This is a genomic window from Demequina oxidasica (assembly GCF_000975115.1).
GTDB classification, from domain to species: domain Bacteria; phylum Actinomycetota; class Actinomycetes; order Actinomycetales; family Demequinaceae; genus Demequina; species Demequina oxidasica.
The window spans coordinates 109,804-127,799 of the sequence record NZ_BBRE01000002.1; the positions used below are offsets into that span (position 1 = coordinate 109,804).

16 protein-coding genes are annotated in these 17,996 nt (G+C 63.4%); 15 read left to right on the top strand and 1 reads right to left on the bottom strand.

Going from position 1 to position 17,996, the window contains the following annotated elements:
* Window positions 1-13: 13 nt before the first annotated feature.
* A complete protein-coding gene (locus AOP77_RS12265) occupies window positions 14-229 on the bottom strand; it encodes a hypothetical protein (RefSeq protein WP_152649822.1) in 216 nt (71 codons plus the stop codon).
* Between the two features lie 89 nt (window positions 230-318).
* Here AOP77_RS12265 and AOP77_RS07510 point away from each other — a divergent pair, with 89 nt between their 5' ends.
* The 15 genes from AOP77_RS07510 (at window position 319) to AOP77_RS07575 (ending at window position 17,966) form a co-directional block, all read left to right on the top strand.
* Window positions 319-3,003 carry an Rne/Rng family ribonuclease gene (locus AOP77_RS07510; RefSeq protein WP_062211807.1) on the top strand — a complete coding sequence of 895 codons (2,685 nt, stop codon included), beginning with the start codon at window positions 319-321 and terminating at the stop codon, window positions 3,001-3,003.
* 152 nt (window positions 3,004-3,155) lie between these two features.
* Entirely contained in the window at window positions 3,156-3,464 is a 309-nt protein-coding gene (gene rplU / locus AOP77_RS07515; RefSeq protein ID WP_062211810.1) for a 50S ribosomal protein L21, read from the top strand.
* 16 nt (window positions 3,465-3,480) lie between these two features.
* Window positions 3,481-3,735, top strand: a complete 255-nt coding sequence (rpmA, locus tag AOP77_RS07520; RefSeq protein WP_061965150.1) for a 50S ribosomal protein L27 — start codon at window positions 3,481-3,483, stop codon at window positions 3,733-3,735.
* Between the two features lie 156 nt (window positions 3,736-3,891).
* Window positions 3,892-5,415, top strand: a complete 1,524-nt coding sequence (gene obgE / locus AOP77_RS07525; protein ID WP_062211813.1) for a GTPase ObgE — start codon at window positions 3,892-3,894, stop codon at window positions 5,413-5,415.
* Between the two features lie 41 nt (window positions 5,416-5,456).
* Entirely contained in the window at window positions 5,457-6,587 is a 1,131-nt protein-coding gene (gene proB, locus AOP77_RS07530) for a glutamate 5-kinase (protein ID WP_062211816.1), read from the top strand.
* Between the two features lie 153 nt (window positions 6,588-6,740).
* Window positions 6,741-7,856 (top strand): sugar ABC transporter substrate-binding protein, encoded by a 1,116-nt coding sequence (locus tag AOP77_RS07535; protein ID WP_062211819.1) that lies wholly within the window; start codon window positions 6,741-6,743, stop codon window positions 7,854-7,856.
* A gap of 168 nt (window positions 7,857-8,024) precedes the next feature.
* Entirely contained in the window at window positions 8,025-8,777 is a 753-nt protein-coding gene (locus AOP77_RS07540; protein WP_062211822.1) for an ATP-binding cassette domain-containing protein, read from the top strand.
* The gene (locus AOP77_RS07545) at window positions 8,774-10,051 is read left to right on the top strand and encodes a sugar ABC transporter permease (protein WP_062211825.1); all 1,278 of its coding nucleotides are present in this window, start codon (window positions 8,774-8,776) and stop codon (window positions 10,049-10,051) included. Before AOP77_RS07540 ends, AOP77_RS07545 begins: the two co-directional genes overlap by 4 nt.
* A gap of 210 nt (window positions 10,052-10,261) precedes the next feature.
* The gene (locus tag AOP77_RS07550; protein WP_062211828.1) at window positions 10,262-13,039 is read left to right on the top strand and encodes a cation-translocating P-type ATPase; all 2,778 of its coding nucleotides are present in this window, start codon (window positions 10,262-10,264) and stop codon (window positions 13,037-13,039) included.
* A 63-nt stretch (window positions 13,040-13,102) separates the two neighbouring features.
* Window positions 13,103-14,398 carry a glutamate-5-semialdehyde dehydrogenase gene (locus tag AOP77_RS07555; protein ID WP_062211831.1) on the top strand — a complete coding sequence of 432 codons (1,296 nt, stop codon included), beginning with the start codon at window positions 13,103-13,105 and terminating at the stop codon, window positions 14,396-14,398.
* A gap of 76 nt (window positions 14,399-14,474) precedes the next feature.
* Window positions 14,475-14,621, top strand: a complete 147-nt coding sequence (locus tag AOP77_RS12380) for a hypothetical protein (RefSeq protein ID WP_160300065.1) — start codon at window positions 14,475-14,477, stop codon at window positions 14,619-14,621.
* Complete coding sequence (gene nadD / locus AOP77_RS07560; RefSeq protein ID WP_152649823.1) at window positions 14,605-15,219, top strand: nicotinate-nucleotide adenylyltransferase; 615 nt, start codon at window positions 14,605-14,607, stop codon at window positions 15,217-15,219. Before AOP77_RS12380 ends, nadD begins: the two co-directional genes overlap by 17 nt.
* Window positions 15,188-17,002, top strand: coding sequence for a hypothetical protein (locus AOP77_RS07565; protein WP_152649824.1), 1,815 nt, complete (start codon window positions 15,188-15,190; stop codon window positions 17,000-17,002). Before nadD ends, AOP77_RS07565 begins: the two co-directional genes overlap by 32 nt.
* Complete coding sequence (gene rsfS / locus AOP77_RS07570) at window positions 17,002-17,370, top strand: ribosome silencing factor (RefSeq protein ID WP_062211841.1); 369 nt, start codon at window positions 17,002-17,004, stop codon at window positions 17,368-17,370. Before AOP77_RS07565 ends, rsfS begins: the two co-directional genes overlap by 1 nt.
* The gene (locus AOP77_RS07575) at window positions 17,367-17,966 is read left to right on the top strand and encodes a histidine phosphatase family protein (RefSeq protein WP_062211844.1); all 600 of its coding nucleotides are present in this window, start codon (window positions 17,367-17,369) and stop codon (window positions 17,964-17,966) included. The genes rsfS and AOP77_RS07575 overlap by 4 nt, the downstream gene beginning before the upstream one ends.
* Window positions 17,967-17,996 lie beyond the last annotated feature (30 nt).

Sequence of the window (17,996 nt, forward strand, 5' to 3'; positions counted from 1 at the left end):
GAGAGTGCTGCTATTAACCTACACGCGAAATTGCCTGCTCGCGCCGTCCATACGTCACCATGACGACGCGCCCTAGTAGGGCATCCACCAGCACAATCCTCACTTTCCCGGAGGCGTGTGTCACAATGGTCAACAGGTCAGCACCCAGCCACACCGGGAGCGAACCGCGCGACATTTGCAGTGACTGAAGAGCAGCCAGTCCCGCCATGGTCCCGCCGGCTACAGCCACTAGCGGAGACACCGGGGATAGGCGCTTAAGGGATCGACTACAAATGCTCGCCGCGACCTGAAGACTTCTGTGGGCACGGACCGTGACCCATGACCGACAACGATGTCGAGACGATGTGTGGGTCGTCTCGATCTGAGGTACCCGCTTTGAGCGAGGACAACAACACCCCAGCAGCACCCGCCAACGCCCTGGTTTTCCAGGCACCCGAGCCCGCGAAGCCACGACGTGCTTCCGCGCCGGCCGGACCCCCCGCATCGTCCGCGGACAAGCCCGCGGCCTCAAAGCCAAAGACAGGCGCCGATGCTGCGGACAAGGCTCCCAAGAGTCCAAGCAGTAACGACGGAGACGGCGCACCCAAGAAGCGGGCATCGGGCGGCAGGTCCGGCGCCAAGAAGTCTGGTGGCAATAAGAAGTCCGACGACGCCCCCAAGGGCGACGGCGGTTCCGCAGAAGGCTCGAACGACAAGTCCGGCGCCGATGCTTCCGCTAGCGAAAAGTCAGGCGGCAGGTCCAAGCAGTCCTCCGTAGACGGCGCCCGTGGCGACAATTCGAACGATGACAACTCACGTGGGGACAACTCGGACTCACGAGACGGCGGTTCCGACGGCGACGATGGTTCGCCCCGCCGCCGCCGCCGCGGAGGACGCGGACGTGGCAAGAAGCGCACCGATGGTGACAACGGTGGCGACGGCTCGAACGACGGCTCCGGCGACAACGGCGGCAACGACAACGGCGGTAACAACGAACGCAACTCCGAAAGCGCATCGGACGACGGCGGCAACGGTGGAAACCGTGGCGGCCGCGGCAACGATGGCGACAACGACAACGGTGGCGACGACTCGGGTGAGGGCGGCTCACGCAAGCGTCGCCGCTCACGCAGTGGACGGGGTTCACGTTCCGGAGGTGGCTCAGGCGGCGGTTCCGGCTCAGGAGCGAGTGACGACCAGCTCCAGGGGTCCACTCGCCTGCAGGCCAAGCGCCAGCGCCGACGTGACAGCCGCGACGGCCAGCGCCGTCGCCCAGTAATTTCCGAGGCAGAGTTCCTCGCTCGCCGCGAATCTGTCAAGCGCTCCATGGTGGTGCGCGAGAAGGATAGCCGTGTGCAGATTGCCGTGATGGAGGACGACGTGCTCGTGGAGCACTACGTGTCCCACCAGGCTCAGCAGGCCATGGCCGGCAACGTCTACCTCGGTCGCGTTCAGAACGTTCTCCCCGGCATGGAAGCTGCCTTCATCGACGTGGGCCGCGGACGCAATGCCGTGCTCTACGCGGGTGAGGTCAACTGGGACGCCGCTGGCATGGAGGGCAAGCCCCGCCGCATCGAGCTCGCGCTCAAGCCAGGCGACACAGTCATGGTGCAGGTCACCAAGGATCCCATCGGACACAAGGGTGCCCGCGTCACGAGTCAGATTTCGCTGGCCGGCCGCTTCCTGGTCTACGTGCCCGGTGGGGGAGTGACCGGCATCAGCCGCAAGCTTCCCGATACCGAGCGTGCCCGCCTCAAGAAACTGTTACGCGAGGTCATTCCGGCCGACGCGGGCGTCATTGTCCGCACCGCGGCCGAGGGTGCTGCTGAAGAGGAACTCCGTGCAGACGTCGAGCGCCTCAAGCGTCAGTGGGAGTCCATCGAGAAGGAAGCCAAGACTGGCAAGGCACCACAGTTGCTGCGTGGCGAGCCTGACATGGCCATCCGCGTGGTGCGCGACATCTTTAACGAGGACTTCGACTCGCTCACCATCCAGGGTGACGACACTTGGAACTCGCTGAGCGCCTACGTGGGCTCGGTTGCGCCGGACCTCATGGAACGCCTGCACAAATTCGTGGGCGACAAGGACGTGTTCTCCGAGTCTCGCATCGACGAGCAGCTCTCCAAGGGTATGGACCGTAAGGTCTGGCTCCCGTCGGGTGGTTCGCTCGTGATTGACCGCACCGAGGCCATGACAGTAGTTGACGTCAATACCGGCAAGTTCGTGGGTAAGGGCGGCACGCTCGAAGAGACCATGACGCTGAACAACCTTGAGGCAGCCGAAGAGATCGTTCGCCAGCTCCGGCTGCGCGACATCGGCGGCATCATCGTGGTCGACTTCGTGGACATGCTCCTCGAGGCCAACCGCGACCGGGTGCTGCGCCGTCTGATCGAGTGCCTGGGGCGCGACCGCACCAAGCACCAGGTGGCCGAGGTTACCTCGCTGGGTCTGGTCCAGATGACTCGCAAGCGTGTGGGACAGGGTCTTGTCGAGGCATTCTCTGAGACGTGTGAGTGCTGCAAGGGACGCGGGTTCCTTGTGCAGGGCGAGCCGGTCCCCGAGGCCAGCGAGAAGCAGCCCGAACGCAGCGGCCGTCGTGGTCGAGGCGGTAACAATTCTGGTAGCAACGGTGGAAACAACTCCGGTAGCGGCTCCACCGGTGGCAAGCGTGGCGATGGCAACCAGTCGTCGCACGACGACGAGCCGCACGGTGAGACCCATGCCCTCGATGACCGCGAGGACGCGCGTGCGGCTGTCAAGGCCACACTCGCATCCATCGCGGCGGCCGCGGAGAAGGCACACCACCACGAGGACGAGCCTGCAGCCACAGGTGAAAAGCTTGCCGAGGACGTGACGGTGGACCTCGTCCTTCCTGAGTCCAAGGACGCCAAGACTGAAGCGGAACCGGCCCCTCAGGCCAGTGTGGACACCGCATCGGCCGACGCAGCAGCACCCGAGACCAACGACTCTGCGGCGCCCGCCGTCGAGTCTTCACCCGAAGCGGACGAATCGGCCACCAAGGAGTAGCGCGCTGCATGCCTGTCGCGTTTGACCGGGGGGCATGCGAGGCGGTATCTTTGACAGTCGGCGCGCGAGCGTCCAACCCTGCCTGCGCCCTCACTGGGAACAGCGGAGCGGCAGCGGTAGGGAAACAAGAGACAGACTTAGAGGAATAGATCATGGTTTACGCGATTGTTAAGGCTGGTGGCCGCCAGGAGAAGGTTTCCGTTGGCACCGTTGTGGTAATGAACCGCATCAAGTCAAGCCAGGGCGACAAGGTTGAGCTTCCCGCTCTCCTGCTCGTCGACGGCGAAGACGTTACCTCGGACGCAAAGTCCCTGGCGAAGATCAAGGTCACTGCTGAGGTCGTTCGCGACGAGCGTGGACCGAAGATCGACATCCTGAAGTACAAGAACAAGACCGGCTACCGCAAGCGCATCGGCCACCGTCAGGAGCTCACGCGCCTGAAGGTCACGGGCATTAAGTAAAGGCGAGGAATAACTCATGGCACACAAAAAGGGCGCGAGTTCCTCGCGCAACGGTCGTGACTCGAACGCTCAGTACCTGGGCGTCAAGCGCTTCGGCGGCGAGGTCGTGAATGCAGGCGAGATCATCCTTCGCCAGCGTGGCACGCACCACCACCCCGGACACAACGTTGGTCGCGGCAAGGACGACACCCTGTTCGCCCTGTCGGCAGGCTCGGTTGCGTTCACGAACCGTCGTGGCCGCAAGGTCGTAGACGTGGTGGCTGCGGTCTAACCACCAGCACTCATTTTTCTCACGTCAGGGGCGCGCCGGATGGCAGCGCCCCTGACGTGTATCTAGGCTAGAAAGCACGCTGCACGGTCAACATTGAGACCGCGTGGGTGTAAAACTGCGCAGGCGTTTCAATACGCCGCGATTGAGAGGCGACACATGGCATCGTTCGTGGACCGGGTGGTACTTCACGCCACCGGCGGTAACGGTGGCCACGGCGTGGCTTCCGTGCACCGTGAAAAGTTCAAGCCACTCGGTGGACCCGATGGCGGCAACGGCGGTAAGGGTGGATCGGTAATCCTGCGCGTCAGCGCCCAGATGACCACACTGCTCGACTACCACCACTCACCTCATCGCATCGCCGACAACGGTAAGCAGGGCGCAGGCGACAATCGCAATGGCGCCACCGCCGATGACTTGATCCTGCCGGTGCCTAACGGCACCATCGTCAAGTCTCACACGGGCGAGTTCCTTGAGGACCTCGTGGGCGAAGGCGCCGAGTTCGTGATCGCCGCCGGAGGTCGCGGTGGGCTTGGAAACGCCGCGCTCGCCTCATCCAAGCGCAAGGCTCCAGGATTTGCACTGATGGGAGAGCCCGGTGCCGAGGCATCGGTCATCCTTGAGCTCAAGTCCATCGCTGATGTCGCGCTCGTGGGTTTCCCCAGTGCGGGCAAGTCGTCGCTGATCGCTGCCATGTCCAAGGTGCGACCCAAGATCGCGGATTACCCCTTCACCACGTTGGTGCCAAATCTCGGCGTTGTCCAAGCGGGTAGCGCGCGCTACACGATCGCAGATGTCCCCGGACTGATCGAGGGTGCCTCAGAGGGCAAGGGGTTGGGTCACGCCTTCCTGCGCCACATCGAGCGCTGCTCGGTGATTGCCCACGTGCTCGACACTGCGACACTTGAGAGCGACCGCGATCCGCTGCGCGACCTCGACATCATTGCCGCGGAACTTGCGGCGTACAGCGGTGATGAGGCCATCTCCGGAGTACCGCTGGCCGAACGTCCGCAGATCATCATTCTGAACAAGATCGATATCCCGGACGGCCGGGAGCTCGCCGCGATGGTTCGTGAGGACCTCGAGAAGCGCGGAATGCCCATCTTTGAGGTGAGCGCGGTGAGCCACGAGGGACTACGGGAACTCGGTTTCGCCTTGGCCAAGATGGTCTCCGATGAGCGTGCCAAACTGCCCGAACTCGAGAAGGCGCCGATGGTGCTGCGCCCCACTGCCGTCGATGACAGCGGCTTCACGGTCAAGCACGTGCGTGATGGCGCAGAAGACTACTTCCAGGTGCGCGGCGAGCGCGTGGAACGCTGGGTTAGGCAGACCGACTTCAGTAATGACGAGGCCGTGGGTTACCTCGCGGACCGCCTCGCTCGTGCCGGCGTGGAGACCGCGCTGTTTAAGGCTGGCGCGATTCCGGGTGTCGAGGTCGTGATTGGCGCTCGTGAGGGTGGCATCATGTTCGACTGGGAGCCCACCATGTACACGGGCGCCGAGCTACTTGGTCAGCGTGGAACCGACATCCGCGTTGAGGAGCACGACAGCGGCGGACGTGCCACGCGTGCCGAGAAACGTGCCGAGCACAAGGACCGTATGGACGCTAAGACCGCAGCTCGCAAGGAGCTGTGGACCGAGCGCGATGCGGGACACTGGACGGACCCGGACAAAGACGACTAGCCTCGCACCCACTGCTAGGTAAGAGAATCACAGGAGGACCAGTGCCCTCAGCCGCTCACAGCGCCGCGCGCGCGGAGATTGCCGCCGCGCGCCGGGTGGTCGTTAAGATTGGCTCGTCGTCGCTGACGGGGCCTGACGGTCATTTGGACGAACTAGCTCTTGGAGAGTTGGCCGACGTCCTCGCGGAGGTGCGAGCGTCGGGGCGCGAGGTCATCCTTGTCACCTCGGGTTCGATCGCGGCCGGCATCGGGCCACTGGGCCTTGCAAACCGCCCACGCGACCTCGAGATGCAACAGGCGACGGCCTCGGTGGGTCAGGGAATCTTGATCGCCGCGTACTCGGCCGCTTTTGCGCGTCACGGGTTGAGAGTCGGACAGGTCTTGCTGACCGCCGATGACATGGTGCGTCGCGCGCACTATGGCAATGCCCAACGAGCACTCCACCGACTGCTGGAACTCGGGGTGGTCCCCATCGTGAACGAGAACGATACCGTGGCGACGGATGAGATCCGCTTTGGTGATAACGACAGGCTCGCCGCTCTCGTTGCGACGGTCGTCCATGCGGACGCGCTCGTGCTGCTCACTGATGTTGACGGCCTCTACACAGCCGCGCCCGACACGCCGGGAGCGCGCAGGGTCTCCGTGGTGTCCTCGCCTACGGAACTTGAAGGCATCGACATTTCCCGGCGCGGCTCGGCCATTGGCACCGGAGGCATGGTGACCAAGCTTGAGGCGGCGGCTATCGCGACCTCGTCGGGCATGCCAGTGGTGCTCACCTCGGCCGGATTGGCACGCCCGGCAATCGCTGGTGAGGACGTGGGCACCGCCTTCGTTGCGACAGGCAAGCGCAGCGTGTCGCGACTGGCCTGGTTGGCCCACGCCGCGCGGCCCTCAGGTCAGCTCGTGTTGGACGCAGGCGCCGTGCGCGCACTACGCGGGGGGAAGGCCTCACTTCTCGCGGCAGGAGTGAGCGCGGTTCGCGGCGAGTTTGAGCCCGGCGATCCCATTGAGCTGGTGGCGCCTGACGGCACGGTGGTGGCGCGTGGCCTCGCGAGCTTCGCTGCTCACGAGGTGCCGGCGATGCTCGGATTGAGCACCGGTCAACTCCGTGATCAGCTGGGCCCCCACTTCGCCCACGAACTGGTGCACATCGACGACCTCGTGGTGGTTTAGCCCCCGAAAGTTTCGCAGCCCGCTGGCGATCGTTATCTTTCCGTGACTTCAATAGGTGAAGACAAGACCCCTCTTTGTCGCTATGGTGAGTCGTGCCGCTCAAAGTTGAGCGGCTGACGGGGGAAGTTCCTCGCTTACACAGAGAGGTGTGATGTGAAGAAGAATTCAGTTATTGCAATGGGAGCATTTGCCTTCCTAGCAACGGCAACCATTGCCGGATGTTCAAGTGACGGAGACGGCGGCACTGACGCAACGCCAGCCGCAAGTTCCACGGCTGCTGCCACTGGCGGCGACGCGATGGCAGCGGGCGACGCGCGGGCATGTGTGATCCTTCCCGATGCGGCTTCTTCGCCGCGCTGGGAGAACGGTGACCGTCCCGCACTGGAGAAGGCAATCACGGATGCTGGCTTCCAGGTCGACATTCAGAATGCTCAGGGCGACACCGGTCAGTACGCGACGATCGCAGAACAGCAGATGACAGGTGGATGCGACGTCATGTTGCTCGTCGACCTGCAGGGTGCAGCCCAGTCGGTCACCGAGAATGCCCAGGCCGAAGGAATTCCGGTCATCGCCTACGACCGTCCCATTCCGGGAGCTGACTACTACGTATCCTTCGACAACTTCCACGTGGGAGAGCTCGAAGGCCAGACCGTCGTAGACGGACTCGAGGCTAACGGAATCGCGGCAGCAGATGCAGTCGTGGTGTACATCGGCGGAGACCCCGCAGATGGAAACGCCGCGATGTTCCATGATGGAGCTGACTCGATCATGAAGGCCGCTGGTATCACGCCCGCTGCTGAGCCGCCGGGACTCTGGGACGGCGAGCACTCCGCGACCGTCTTCGAGCAGGCACTCACGGACCTCGACGGCAAGGTCGACGCCGTGTGGGCCGCGAACGACACGAACGCCGCCGGCGTCATCACGATCCTCGACAAGAATGGCCTGACCGTTCCTGTTTCGGGTCAGGATGCTTCGGTTGCAGGCCTGCAGAACGTGCTTCTTGGAAAGCAGGGTGGCACCGTCTACAAGCCCTTCCAGGTTGAGGCACAGGACGCATCGAATCTCGCGATCCAGCTCCTGAACGGTGAGACGCCCACGATCGAGAAGTCGCTTGACGACGGTACGCCGTTCATCGCAGCGACCCCGATCCTGGTCACCAAGGACAACGTCCAGGTAGTTATCGACGACGGCAACGCGTCGTACGACGAGATCTGCGCTGGCGACGTCAAGGCCGCTTGCGACGAGGCTGGTCTGACGGCCGGCGCGTAACGATCCACGCACACACGGAGGGGTTCCACACCGTCAGGTGTGGGCCCCTCTGTGTGAGGTCGGTGCCTTGAGGCGCCGTTGATCCAATCACGCCACGCTGATCCGAGAAGTACCACGAATTAATCTGGTGACGCAGTGCCGCTCATTCATGTCAAAGGAGACAACACAGTGGACCGCCCTATCATTGAACTTCAGCACACGACGAAGAGCTTCGGCCCCGTCAAAGTGCTCAAGGGCATCAACCTTACGGCCTACGCCGGTCATGTCACAGCCTTAGTCGGCGACAACGGCGCTGGTAAATCGACCCTTATTAAGGGCCTCTCGGGCGTGCAGCCGTACGACGGCGGGACCGTGCTGTTCGACGGGAAGCCTGTCAACATTCACCACCCTCGTGAGGCATCGCGCCTCGGCATTGAGGTGGTGTACCAAGACCTCGCCCTGTGCGACAACCTCGACATCGTCCAGAACATGTTCCTGGGTCGCGAGGAGACCAAAGGTGCGACCTTCGAAGAAGGCGACATGGAGGTCCAGGCCGCAGCTGCGCTTCAGTCGCTCAACGTTCGCACCGTGGAGTCCCTCCACCAGAAGGTGGCCTCGCTCTCCGGAGGACAGCGTCAGACTGTCGCCATCGCCCGTTCCGTGGTCAAGCAGGCAAAGGTCGTCATTCTCGATGAGCCCACTGCGGCTCTCGGCGTGGCCCAGACGGAGCAAGTGTTGAACCTGGTGCGCAGGCTTGCGGATAGTGGCGTCGCGGTCATCATCGTGTCGCACAACCTCCAAGACGTGTTCAAGGTTGCTGACGAGATCAACGTGCTGTACCTGGGTACCCTCACCGCACGACTCAAGACGGCGGACACCAATCCCAATGACGTGGTGGGTTACATCACCGGAACGAAGACCATGGAAGAGGTTGCCTCGTGACCACGGAATCAGAATCACCCGCGGCGTCGGAAGCTCCTCGCGCCTCCGACGCCCCCAGCTTGCTAGGCAAGGGCATTGAGCATGGCGTCGGAGATCATTTTCGCGCCTACATCAGCCGGCTACGCGGCGGCGAGATGGGCGCACTGCCCGCCGTCGGCGGACTCATCGTCCTCTTTATTATCTTCGCTTTCGCTAATGACAAGTTCCTGACTGAGCGCAACATTGCGAACCTCATGACGCAGGCTGCTCCGCTTGTAGTACTGGGAATGGCGCTCGTATTTGTGCTGCTACTGGGGGAAATTGACCTCTCGGCGGGCGTGACGTTTGGCGTCGCGATGGCGGTGTTCGTCAAGTACACGCAGCCAGGCGGTCTGTCCTGGCCGGTCGCGCTGGTGCTCGCCCTCGCCATTGGTCTCGCCATCGGAGCGTTCATCGGGTTCTTCGTCGCAAAAATCGGCGTCCCATCATTCGTGGTTTCCCTAGGACTCTTCCTCGGGCTGCAGGGCGTCATTCTGATGATCATCGGGCAGGGCGGTACGTACCGCGTCATCCCCGAACCCATCAAGGCGATCCAGAACAGCAACATGCCCCTGTGGGCTGGCTGGGCAATGCTCGCCATAGCCCTGCTGCTACTGCTAGGTGTGGCTCTCTGGGACCGCGCGCGTCGCGCCGCCTCGGGTGCCCCCAATGGGCCCATCACGATCATGGTCGCCAAGCTGATCGGTATCGCAGTTCTTGGCGCGGTGGTCGTGTTTGTCCTCAACCAGGATCGGGGCACGGAGGCTCGCGCGCTCTCGGGCGTTCCTATCGTCGTGCCTGTTGTCTTGGTCCTCGTCATGATCGGTACTTTCCTGCTGGATCGGACCAAATACGGCCGTTACATCTACGCGATTGGCGGCAACAAGGAAGCAGCTCGCCGAGCCGGCATCAACGTCACCATGATCAAGTGGACGGCGTTCATGATCTGTTCCTCGCTTGCAGTCGTCGCAGGTGTGCTGTACGTATCCCGGGTCGGCTCGGCTGACGCCTCGACGGGACGCGACATCGTTCTGTCGGGTGTGGCCGCCGCAGTCGTCGGTGGCGTCAGCCTCTTCGGAGGACGCGGGCGCTTGCTTCACGCCCTCGTCGGCGCCCTGGTGATCGCCGTGATTGAGAACGGGCTCGGTCTGCTCGGCTTCTCCGCAGGTGCGACGCTCGCCGTGAGCGGTGGCGTGCTCGTTCTTGCCGCGACAGTCGATGCTCTCGCACGTCGGCGCAACGGCGAAGTGACTTAACTCGCCTTCACATTAATAGAGTCGGGGACCCCACAGTGAGATACGGGTCCCCGACTTTTTTGCTGTGCAAGAGCGTTGCGCCAACCGTTACAAGCACCGGTATTCGCAAGCAAGCCACTCGCTGTTGGCCCGCGCCGGACTGTGCGTCCCTACACTGGAAGAGATCATGGCACTCGGGTGCCTTACTCCAGATGTCATGCGAGGTATTCCATGTCTTCCACCGCCGAGGATCGTCCTGACCAAGCCGTGACAAACCACTGGTGGTCGATGGAGCCGTCGGCAGTTGCTGACGCCCTAGGCGTGGGAAGCGGAGGGCTGACCTCTGCGGAGGCCGCGGAGCTGAGGGCCCGCTATGGTCCGAACGAGCTAGCGGCGAAGGCCGCGCCAAGTTGGTGGCGCCTCGCCTTTGAACAGATGCGCGACCCCATGAATCTCATGCTGCTAGCTGTCGCAGTCATCTCTACCGCGATCACGCAATTCTCTACGGCCCTGGTGGTGGGCGCGCTCGTCATCTTCAACATTGTCTCCGGTGCGGCACAGCAGCGTAAGGCACGTCGCAGCGTTGACGCGCTAGCGACGATGCAGGTGCCCCATGTGAGGGTACGCAGAGACGGTTCGGTGGTCGAGCTGCCCGCAGTCGACATCGTCCCCGGGGACGTCATTGAGCTCGAGGCGGGAGACATCGTGCCTGCCGACGCGCGCATAGTTCGTGCCAGCACCCTCGAGGCTCAGGAAGCGGCGCTGACGGGGGAGTCGGCCCCGGTCGAGAAGTCTGCCACGTCCTTGCCAGATCATGACGTCATCCTCGCCGACCGTCGCTCCATGGTTTTTCAGAACACTGCGGTCACGCGTGGAACCGCGTCCGCCCTGGTAGTGGGCACCGGGATGGATACGGAGATGGGCAAGATTGCCACCATGTTGGCGACCGTAGAGCGCTCCGACTCCCCGCTTCAGCGGGAACTGTCGGGCCTCACGAGGACCATCGGAATTGTCGCTTGGGCGGCCGTGGTCCTCATCCTGATCCTCGGCATCGTCCGCGGGCAGTCAATCTCAGACCTTCTGTTCCTGGGTACGGCGGTGGCAATCTCCGCAATCCCCACGGGTATGCCCACCTTTGTGCAGCGGTTGCTCGCCTGGGGCGCAAACAAGCTCGCTGAGTCCAAGGCGATCGTCGCGTCCCTCAACGACGTTGAGACGCTTGGCGCCACCAGCGCGATCTGCTCGGACAAGACGGGCACGCTGACCATGAACCAAATGACGGCGCGCTCGGTGTGGTGCGCTGGAGAGACCTATGTAGTAGACGGCGAGGGCTATTCATTCGACGGCGCAGTCCGGCGCACCGCAGGGGCCGACGTCCGCACGGGGCTCCCGCTCGCTTACGCGCTCGCGCTACCGAACGACGCCACGGTTAGCGCCGATGGCGTGGTGATCGGAGACCCGACCGAGGCGGCCTTTGTGGTGCTCGCAGAGAAGCTCGGGGTGGATGTCGCCTCCACCAAGGCAAAGTTTCCCCGTCTCGCGGAGGTGCCATTCGACTCCGACTACAAGTTCATGGCCACCTTTCACCGCGTGCCGTGGCAAGGAAAGACTCAGATGGCCGTGCTCGTCAAGGGTGCGCCCGACGTCATCCTCAAGAGATCCACCGAGTCATTGGTCGGGCATGGTGAAGGCGGTCCCATCGAAGACCATGCCGCGGCCATCACCGCAGAAATAGAACGACTGTCGGCGGATGGCCTACGCACGCTGTCACTCGCGGTACGGCTGATCCCGCAGGAGCAGGAGGCTGCGGTGCTTGCCGACCCCATGGGCGCGGTCTCCGACCTCACGTTCGTGGGCGTGGTCGGAATCGTCGACCCGCTTCGCGCCGAGGCGAAGGTCGCAGTGACCGACGCGCAGTCAGCCGGTATCGAGATTCGCATGATCACCGGTGACCACGTGGTCACGGCCGCCGCAATAGGCAAGGAGTTGGGGCTCGAGGGCGAGGGGCTGAGCGGTGAACAGCTCGCGGCCTTGAGTGACGATGAGTTGGATGAGCGGCTTCCTCACCTCACGGTGTTCGGTCGCGTCACGCCGCAGGACAAGCTACGCCTGGTGCAGCGGCTTCAGCATCACGGGCACGTGGTCGCAATGACCGGTGACGCGGTGAATGATGCGGCTGCCATTAAGCAGGCGGACATTGGTGTGGCGATGGGGTCCGGGTCCGAGGTCACCAAACAGGCCGCGAAACTGGTCTTGACCGACGACAACTTTGCGACGCTCGTGCAGGCAGTGCGACTGGGCAGGGTGGTCTACGCCAAGGTGTCGTCGTACATTACCTTCCAAATGACGCAGTTGGTATCACTCATCGTGCTGTTCCTCACGGTGAGCATCTTCAACATCAATCAGGGAGTAGCGCTCACGCCGCTTCAAGTACTGGTGCTGAACTTTGCGATCACCATCTTCTCCGTCATGACAATCATGATGGACAAGCCGCCAACAGGGCTCATGTCGCGGCCGCCACGCGACACTTCTGACGGCATCGCCAGTACCAAGGCAATGCGCCGCTGGGGGCTCTACGGTGGCGTGCTCTTCATTATGTCCTTCCTGCCCATCTTGTTCGGCCAGCAGTACCTCGAACCCGCTGCCGCGAGCGTGCCAATGACCATGACCTTTGTGATTGTCGGATTCGGAACGTCCGCCACCGCGTTGGCACTGAGGCGTGATCCCGAGCCGGGCATTACCGCGCCGATCGCGGGAGCAGCAAAGATCCTCATGTGGCCGGTGTTGATCATCGTGCTGTCGACGGAACTGCCCTTTATGAGCGACTGGCTGCAACTCACCCCGCTGTCGCTCGTGCAGTGGCTCGCCTGCATTGGCGCCACGGCAGTGACAGTGGCCGCCATCGAGACAGATAAGTGGGCCATGCGGCGACGGCTCGCTGGCTCGCGTCCCGAGAAGGACTCACCTACCGTCGCCGATGCGGTCGCGCCCGCGAGGGCGCGGAATTAACGGGTGCCAGCCGCTCAGCGGTGGCCCTTGGAGGTCCTCAGCGCATCCGCGTAAACTACCGGCATGACCGATACCGTGCAGAACAGTAGTGGCACTGAAGTAGAGTCCGCCGTCCTCGAAGCCTGCCGTCGCGCCAAGCTCGCCTCGCGCGCGCTCGCGACGGCGACCCGAGCAACCAAGGACGCCGCGCTACGTGCGATGGCCGACGCACTGGTGGCACAAGCCCCGCGCATTGTGGCCGCCAACGCGAAGGACCTGGAGCGCGGCCGCGCCAACGACATGAAGCCAGGACTGTTGGATCGCCTCGCCCTCACTGAGGAGCGCATCGGCTCAATTGCGGAGGCATTGCGCTTCCTCGCGACGCTTCCCGACCCGGTGGGCGAAGTGAAGCGAGGCTCGACCCTGCCCAATGGGCTGCGCCTCATCCAGAAGGCCGTACCCATGGGCGTCGTTGGCATGATCTACGAGGCACGTCCCAACGTGACCGTCGATGCTGCGGGGCTGGCGTTGAAGTCGGGAAATGCCGCCGTTCTCCGCGGGGGCTCCGCCGCGGCATCGTCGAATGAGGTGATTGTCGAGGTCCTACAGGAGGCCGTCGAGGGTGCCGGGCTGCCACGCGATGCTGTGCAGTCCATTGATGCCTACGGTCGCGAAGGCGCCCGCGTACTGATGAACGCCCGTGGACTAGTGGACGTGCTCGTTCCTCGCGGTGGCCGCGAGTTGATTCAGGCAGTGGTCAGCGACTCCACGGTGCCGGCTATCGAGACGGGCGAGGGCAACTGCCACGTGTACCTCGACGCATCGGCACCCGTACAGCGCGCCGTCGACATCGTGGTCAACTCAAAGGCCCAGCGCGTCGGAGTGTGCAACGCCGCCGAGACTCTGGTGGTACATCGCGACGCGGCGGCCCGGGTCCTTCCCGCGGTAATGGCGGCGCTACACGCCGAGAACGTCGTGCTCCACGCCGATGCTGCTGCGGCCGGGTTTGCCCCAGAGGGGGTTCCGACGGTTGTCGCCACCGATGACGACTGGGGTACCGAGTACCTGTCGCTGGACATTGCAGTCAAGGTAGTGGACGACCTCGACGAGGCCATCGCACACATCAGCCGCTACTCGACGGGCCACACCGAGGCCATCGTGACCGACGACATCGGTTCCGCGGATAGGTTTGTGGCGAATCTCGATACGGCTGCCGTCATGGTGAATGCCTCCACCCGGTTCACCGACGGCGCGGAATTCGGTCTGGGCGCGGAGATCGGGATCTCGACGCAGAAACTTCACGCACGCGGGCCGATGGGCCTGGGCGAACTCACGACAACAACCTGGGTGGTCTACGGCGATGGACATGTCCGGCCATAGCATCGGCGCCCGTCGCGGCGGCCTTTAAACTGCGCCGTACGTGGAATAATCGGTCCAGACCGTGATTGGAGTCACCGTGATTAATGAAGTTGTTACCACCAGCGAACATGCTGTCAATGAGATGGCGATCTCGCCGGCTGCCATCGGCCTACTGGCCTTTGCCGGGCTGATGACCCTGCTGTTCATCACGTTTGCATTCCGGAGCGTTGGCACCCGTCACTGACGTGAGTGCATCACGCACCCGGATCGGGGTCCTGGGAGGGACTTTCGATCCTATTCACCATGGGCACCTGGCGGCAGCGTCGGAGGTCTGCGCCGCACTGCGGCTGGATAAAGTTCTGATTGTGCCTACCGCAGTGCAGCCGTTCAAACGTGACTCGGTCAGCGCATCGGAGGACCATCGTGTCGCCATGTGCGAAAAGGCGGTGCGCAATGACGCCCGGTTTGAAGTCTCGACCGTCGACATCGATCGCGGGGGAGTGACCTACACGGTTGACACGCTCGGCGATCTCACGTCGCAGTATCCCGACGCCGATCTGTTCTTCATCACTGGTGCGGACTCGCTTGCGAGGTTGTCCGAGTGGAAGGACTCGGCGCAATTGGGAAATCTCGCCCAATTCGTGGGAGTGACTCGCGCCGGTCATTCGTTTCCCCAGTTAGAAACCGCGCACCGAGTCGTGGAAGCGCCCTCGTTGGCGATATCCTCGACTGATATCCGTCGCCGCGTGCGGGCGGGTGTGCCGATCCGGTATTTGATGCCCGCATCGGTGGTCGATTACATCTCGAAGCATGAGCTTTACCTCGGAGGACTGGATGACTGAGCAGGGCAAGCCCCTCTCGCGACGGGACCGGCGCGCCATGGAAGCGCGCGCGGCTGCAACCAAATCCGACGCCACCGAGTCCATGGAGTCTGCTGGGGATGACCCCGCGCCTCCCACTGACGGCTTGTCGCGTCGCGACCGCCGCCGAATCGAACGCTCACAGCAGCCGATGGAGACGTGGACCGCCGAAGAGGAGATGATCGCCACCGGTCAGTTGCCCGCGATGACTCCCGAGGTCATCGCACAGCAGGAGCAGATCGCGAAGCGTAAGGCAGCTGACGCGGCGGCCGATGCCGCGGCGGCGGCCGCTGCACTTGGTCTCGCCGACGGGGACGACGCACCTCAGGCCCCAGTGGAGGTGGACGAATCGACTCCTCCGGTGCGTGAAAGCGCTTTTGGGCGCGTCGCGGAAGCCGACACCACTCGAGAAGACGATGTTCGAAACGACGATGTTCGAAACGACGATGTTCGAAACGATAGTGAGGTCCTTCAGGACGTAGGGCCGGACATTGATGAGTTGCCCGACGTGGAGTCTGACGATGCTGAATCAATGTCGACCGAACCTGAGACTGTTGCGGAGCCGGAGCCGGAGCCGGAGCCGGAGCCGGAGTCCGAAGCCGAAGCCGAAGCCGAACCTTTTGCTGGATCTGAACCCCAGCCCGCGGCCCACTCTGAGACCGACGCCGACGTTGTCGAAGAACCTGATGCTGCACCTGACGCCAAATTTGTCGCTGAGGCGGTCGCGGAAGACGGCGAGCCAGATCTTGCCCCCGACCAGCCATTGCCGGGTGACGATGACGGTATTCCTGCGGCGTTCCGAGGTATGTTCCCACCGGGATCGTTGCAGGCCCGCGCCATGGCTGCGCGGCGTGAGGAAGCAGCCCAGGCCGCTGCTGGCCCCTCCGCGAGCGAAGCGCATCAGCCGCAAGGCGACTCTCTGGAGGAGTTCCGGCGCTTGACAGCTGAAGCGATGGCCGGCATTGAGGGCTCAGGCGCGCGCGTCGTAGACCAGGCCGCCCCGACTGACTCCCAGCCTGAGTGGGGGGAGCCCACCGAGCAGGCAGGCGACGATTCGGGCGCGGACGCTGAAGTGGGTGACTCCGGTGATGGCGATGTCGCCACCGGCGACGGAGTCAACGTCCTTGCGGATGACGTGGCAACGGAGCAGAACCCTTGGCGCGCGGCTCCAGTGGTCGCGGCACTCGACACTGAGAACACGGCGGATCTTGCCGACGACCAGTCCGTCGACGAGCCTGAGACTGATGTGCCTGCTGCAGACGTAGACGAGTCCAGTGATTCTCAGTCACTCGACGCTGAGCCCAAGCAAATGCCACCTCAAGCATCGTTCGACGATCTCATCGCTGCGCCTGACGACGAGGTTCCGCTCGCCGAGATGACGGTTGATCCCGATGCACCGCTACCCAAATCCGATGAGGTCAACCCCGCCGTTGCGCCGTCGATTTGGGACTCGCACCCACTCAATGACACGAACGCCACTGCTCGAGAACTGGCCGACGCGCCGTCGCAGGCAATCCCGCAGCCAGACTTCTCCAAGTTGGCCCCCGCCACCAATCCCGAGCATCCCGCGCCGTTCTCTCCTACGGCCTACTCGAGTGGCGAGCCACCGCTGACGACCGGCAGCATCGAGGTCGCGCGTCGCAAGGTTCCAGAACTTCACCCCGCGGGTGGCGCACGCCACTTCCGCTGGGCGCATATAGCCGTCATCGGTGCCATAGCTTTTGTTCTCGGCGTGCTCGTATGGAATTTGGCAGGGCAAGGATAATGACCGCGACAGAAAGAGCTATTGAGCTCACACGAATGGCCGCAGTGGCTGCAGACGACAAGAAGGCGGAGAACATCGTCGCCCTCGACGTGAGTGCCAAGATGCCGCTTGCCGACATCTTCCTCATTGCATCGGGAACCAACGAGCGACACGTCGCCGCGATTGCGGAGGGAATCGAGGATGCTCTACGCGCCGAGGGAACTGACGCCAAGCGCCGTGAGGGCGTGCGCGAGGGCCGCTGGGCGCTGCTGGACTTCAACGACGTGATTGTGCACGTGATGCACGACGAGGATCGTGGGTACTACGAGCTCGAGCGACTCTGGAAAGACTGCCCTGTGGTCCCGCTCCCGATTGCCTCAGATTCATGACACAGATTTACATCGTTCGTCACGGCCAGACCGACTGGAATGTTGCGGGTCGCCTGCAAGGGTCCTCGAACACGTCGCTCAACGACACCGGACGTGAGCAGGCGAGGAATGCCGCGTCGACGCTCGGCGCGGCGGTGCGTGAGGGAGTCGTGGTGGTCAGTTCACCGCTCGACCGCACGCGCGAGACTGCGGACATTATTTCTGCGCAGTGGGGATGCGAAGTCCACACGGATCAGCGTCTCGTTGAGCGCGACTATGGCCCCTGGGAGGGACTGACCGCCGACGAACGCGAGAAGCTCGACCCACTTCAGCACAAGGAGTGGCGCGCGGGGCGCGAGCCCGAGTACGAGGGATACGAGAACCACGCCTCGGTGGGAGCGCGAATGGTCGAAGGAATCCTCGACTGGGTGAGTCGTGTGCCAGACGACCTGCTGATCGTGACGCATGGCAGCTCGGCACGCATGGCGATTTTGCATCTCTTGGAACTCGAGGTCGCAGGCCGGCGCGTGGGCAACCTTGAGAACGCTGCTTGGTCCCGTCTGGTGCAGCCAGAAGGTGGCGGCTGGTCCCTAGACCGCCACAACATCGGCGCCTAGTAGCACCCATCGTCGCCCCGCCCATGGCGG

Coding starts and splice junctions, on each gene's coding strand:
- obgE (WP_062211813.1), top strand. CDS start 3,892: ATGGCATCGTTCGTGGACCGGGTGGTACTTCACGCCACCGGCGGTAAC.
- AOP77_RS07575 (WP_062211844.1), top strand. CDS start 17,367: ATGACACAGATTTACATCGTTCGTCACGGCCAGACCGACTGGAATGTT.
- rplU (WP_062211810.1), top strand. CDS start 3,156: ATGGTTTACGCGATTGTTAAGGCTGGTGGCCGCCAGGAGAAGGTTTCC.
- AOP77_RS07550 (WP_062211828.1), top strand. CDS start 10,262: ATGTCTTCCACCGCCGAGGATCGTCCTGACCAAGCCGTGACAAACCAC.
- AOP77_RS07565 (WP_152649824.1), top strand. CDS start 15,188: ATGAGCTTTACCTCGGAGGACTGGATGACTGAGCAGGGCAAGCCCCTC.
- rpmA (WP_061965150.1), top strand. CDS start 3,481: ATGGCACACAAAAAGGGCGCGAGTTCCTCGCGCAACGGTCGTGACTCG.
- AOP77_RS07555 (WP_062211831.1), top strand. CDS start 13,103: ATGACCGATACCGTGCAGAACAGTAGTGGCACTGAAGTAGAGTCCGCC.
- rsfS (WP_062211841.1), top strand. CDS start 17,002: ATGACCGCGACAGAAAGAGCTATTGAGCTCACACGAATGGCCGCAGTG.
- AOP77_RS07510 (WP_062211807.1), top strand. CDS start 319: ATGACCGACAACGATGTCGAGACGATGTGTGGGTCGTCTCGATCTGAG.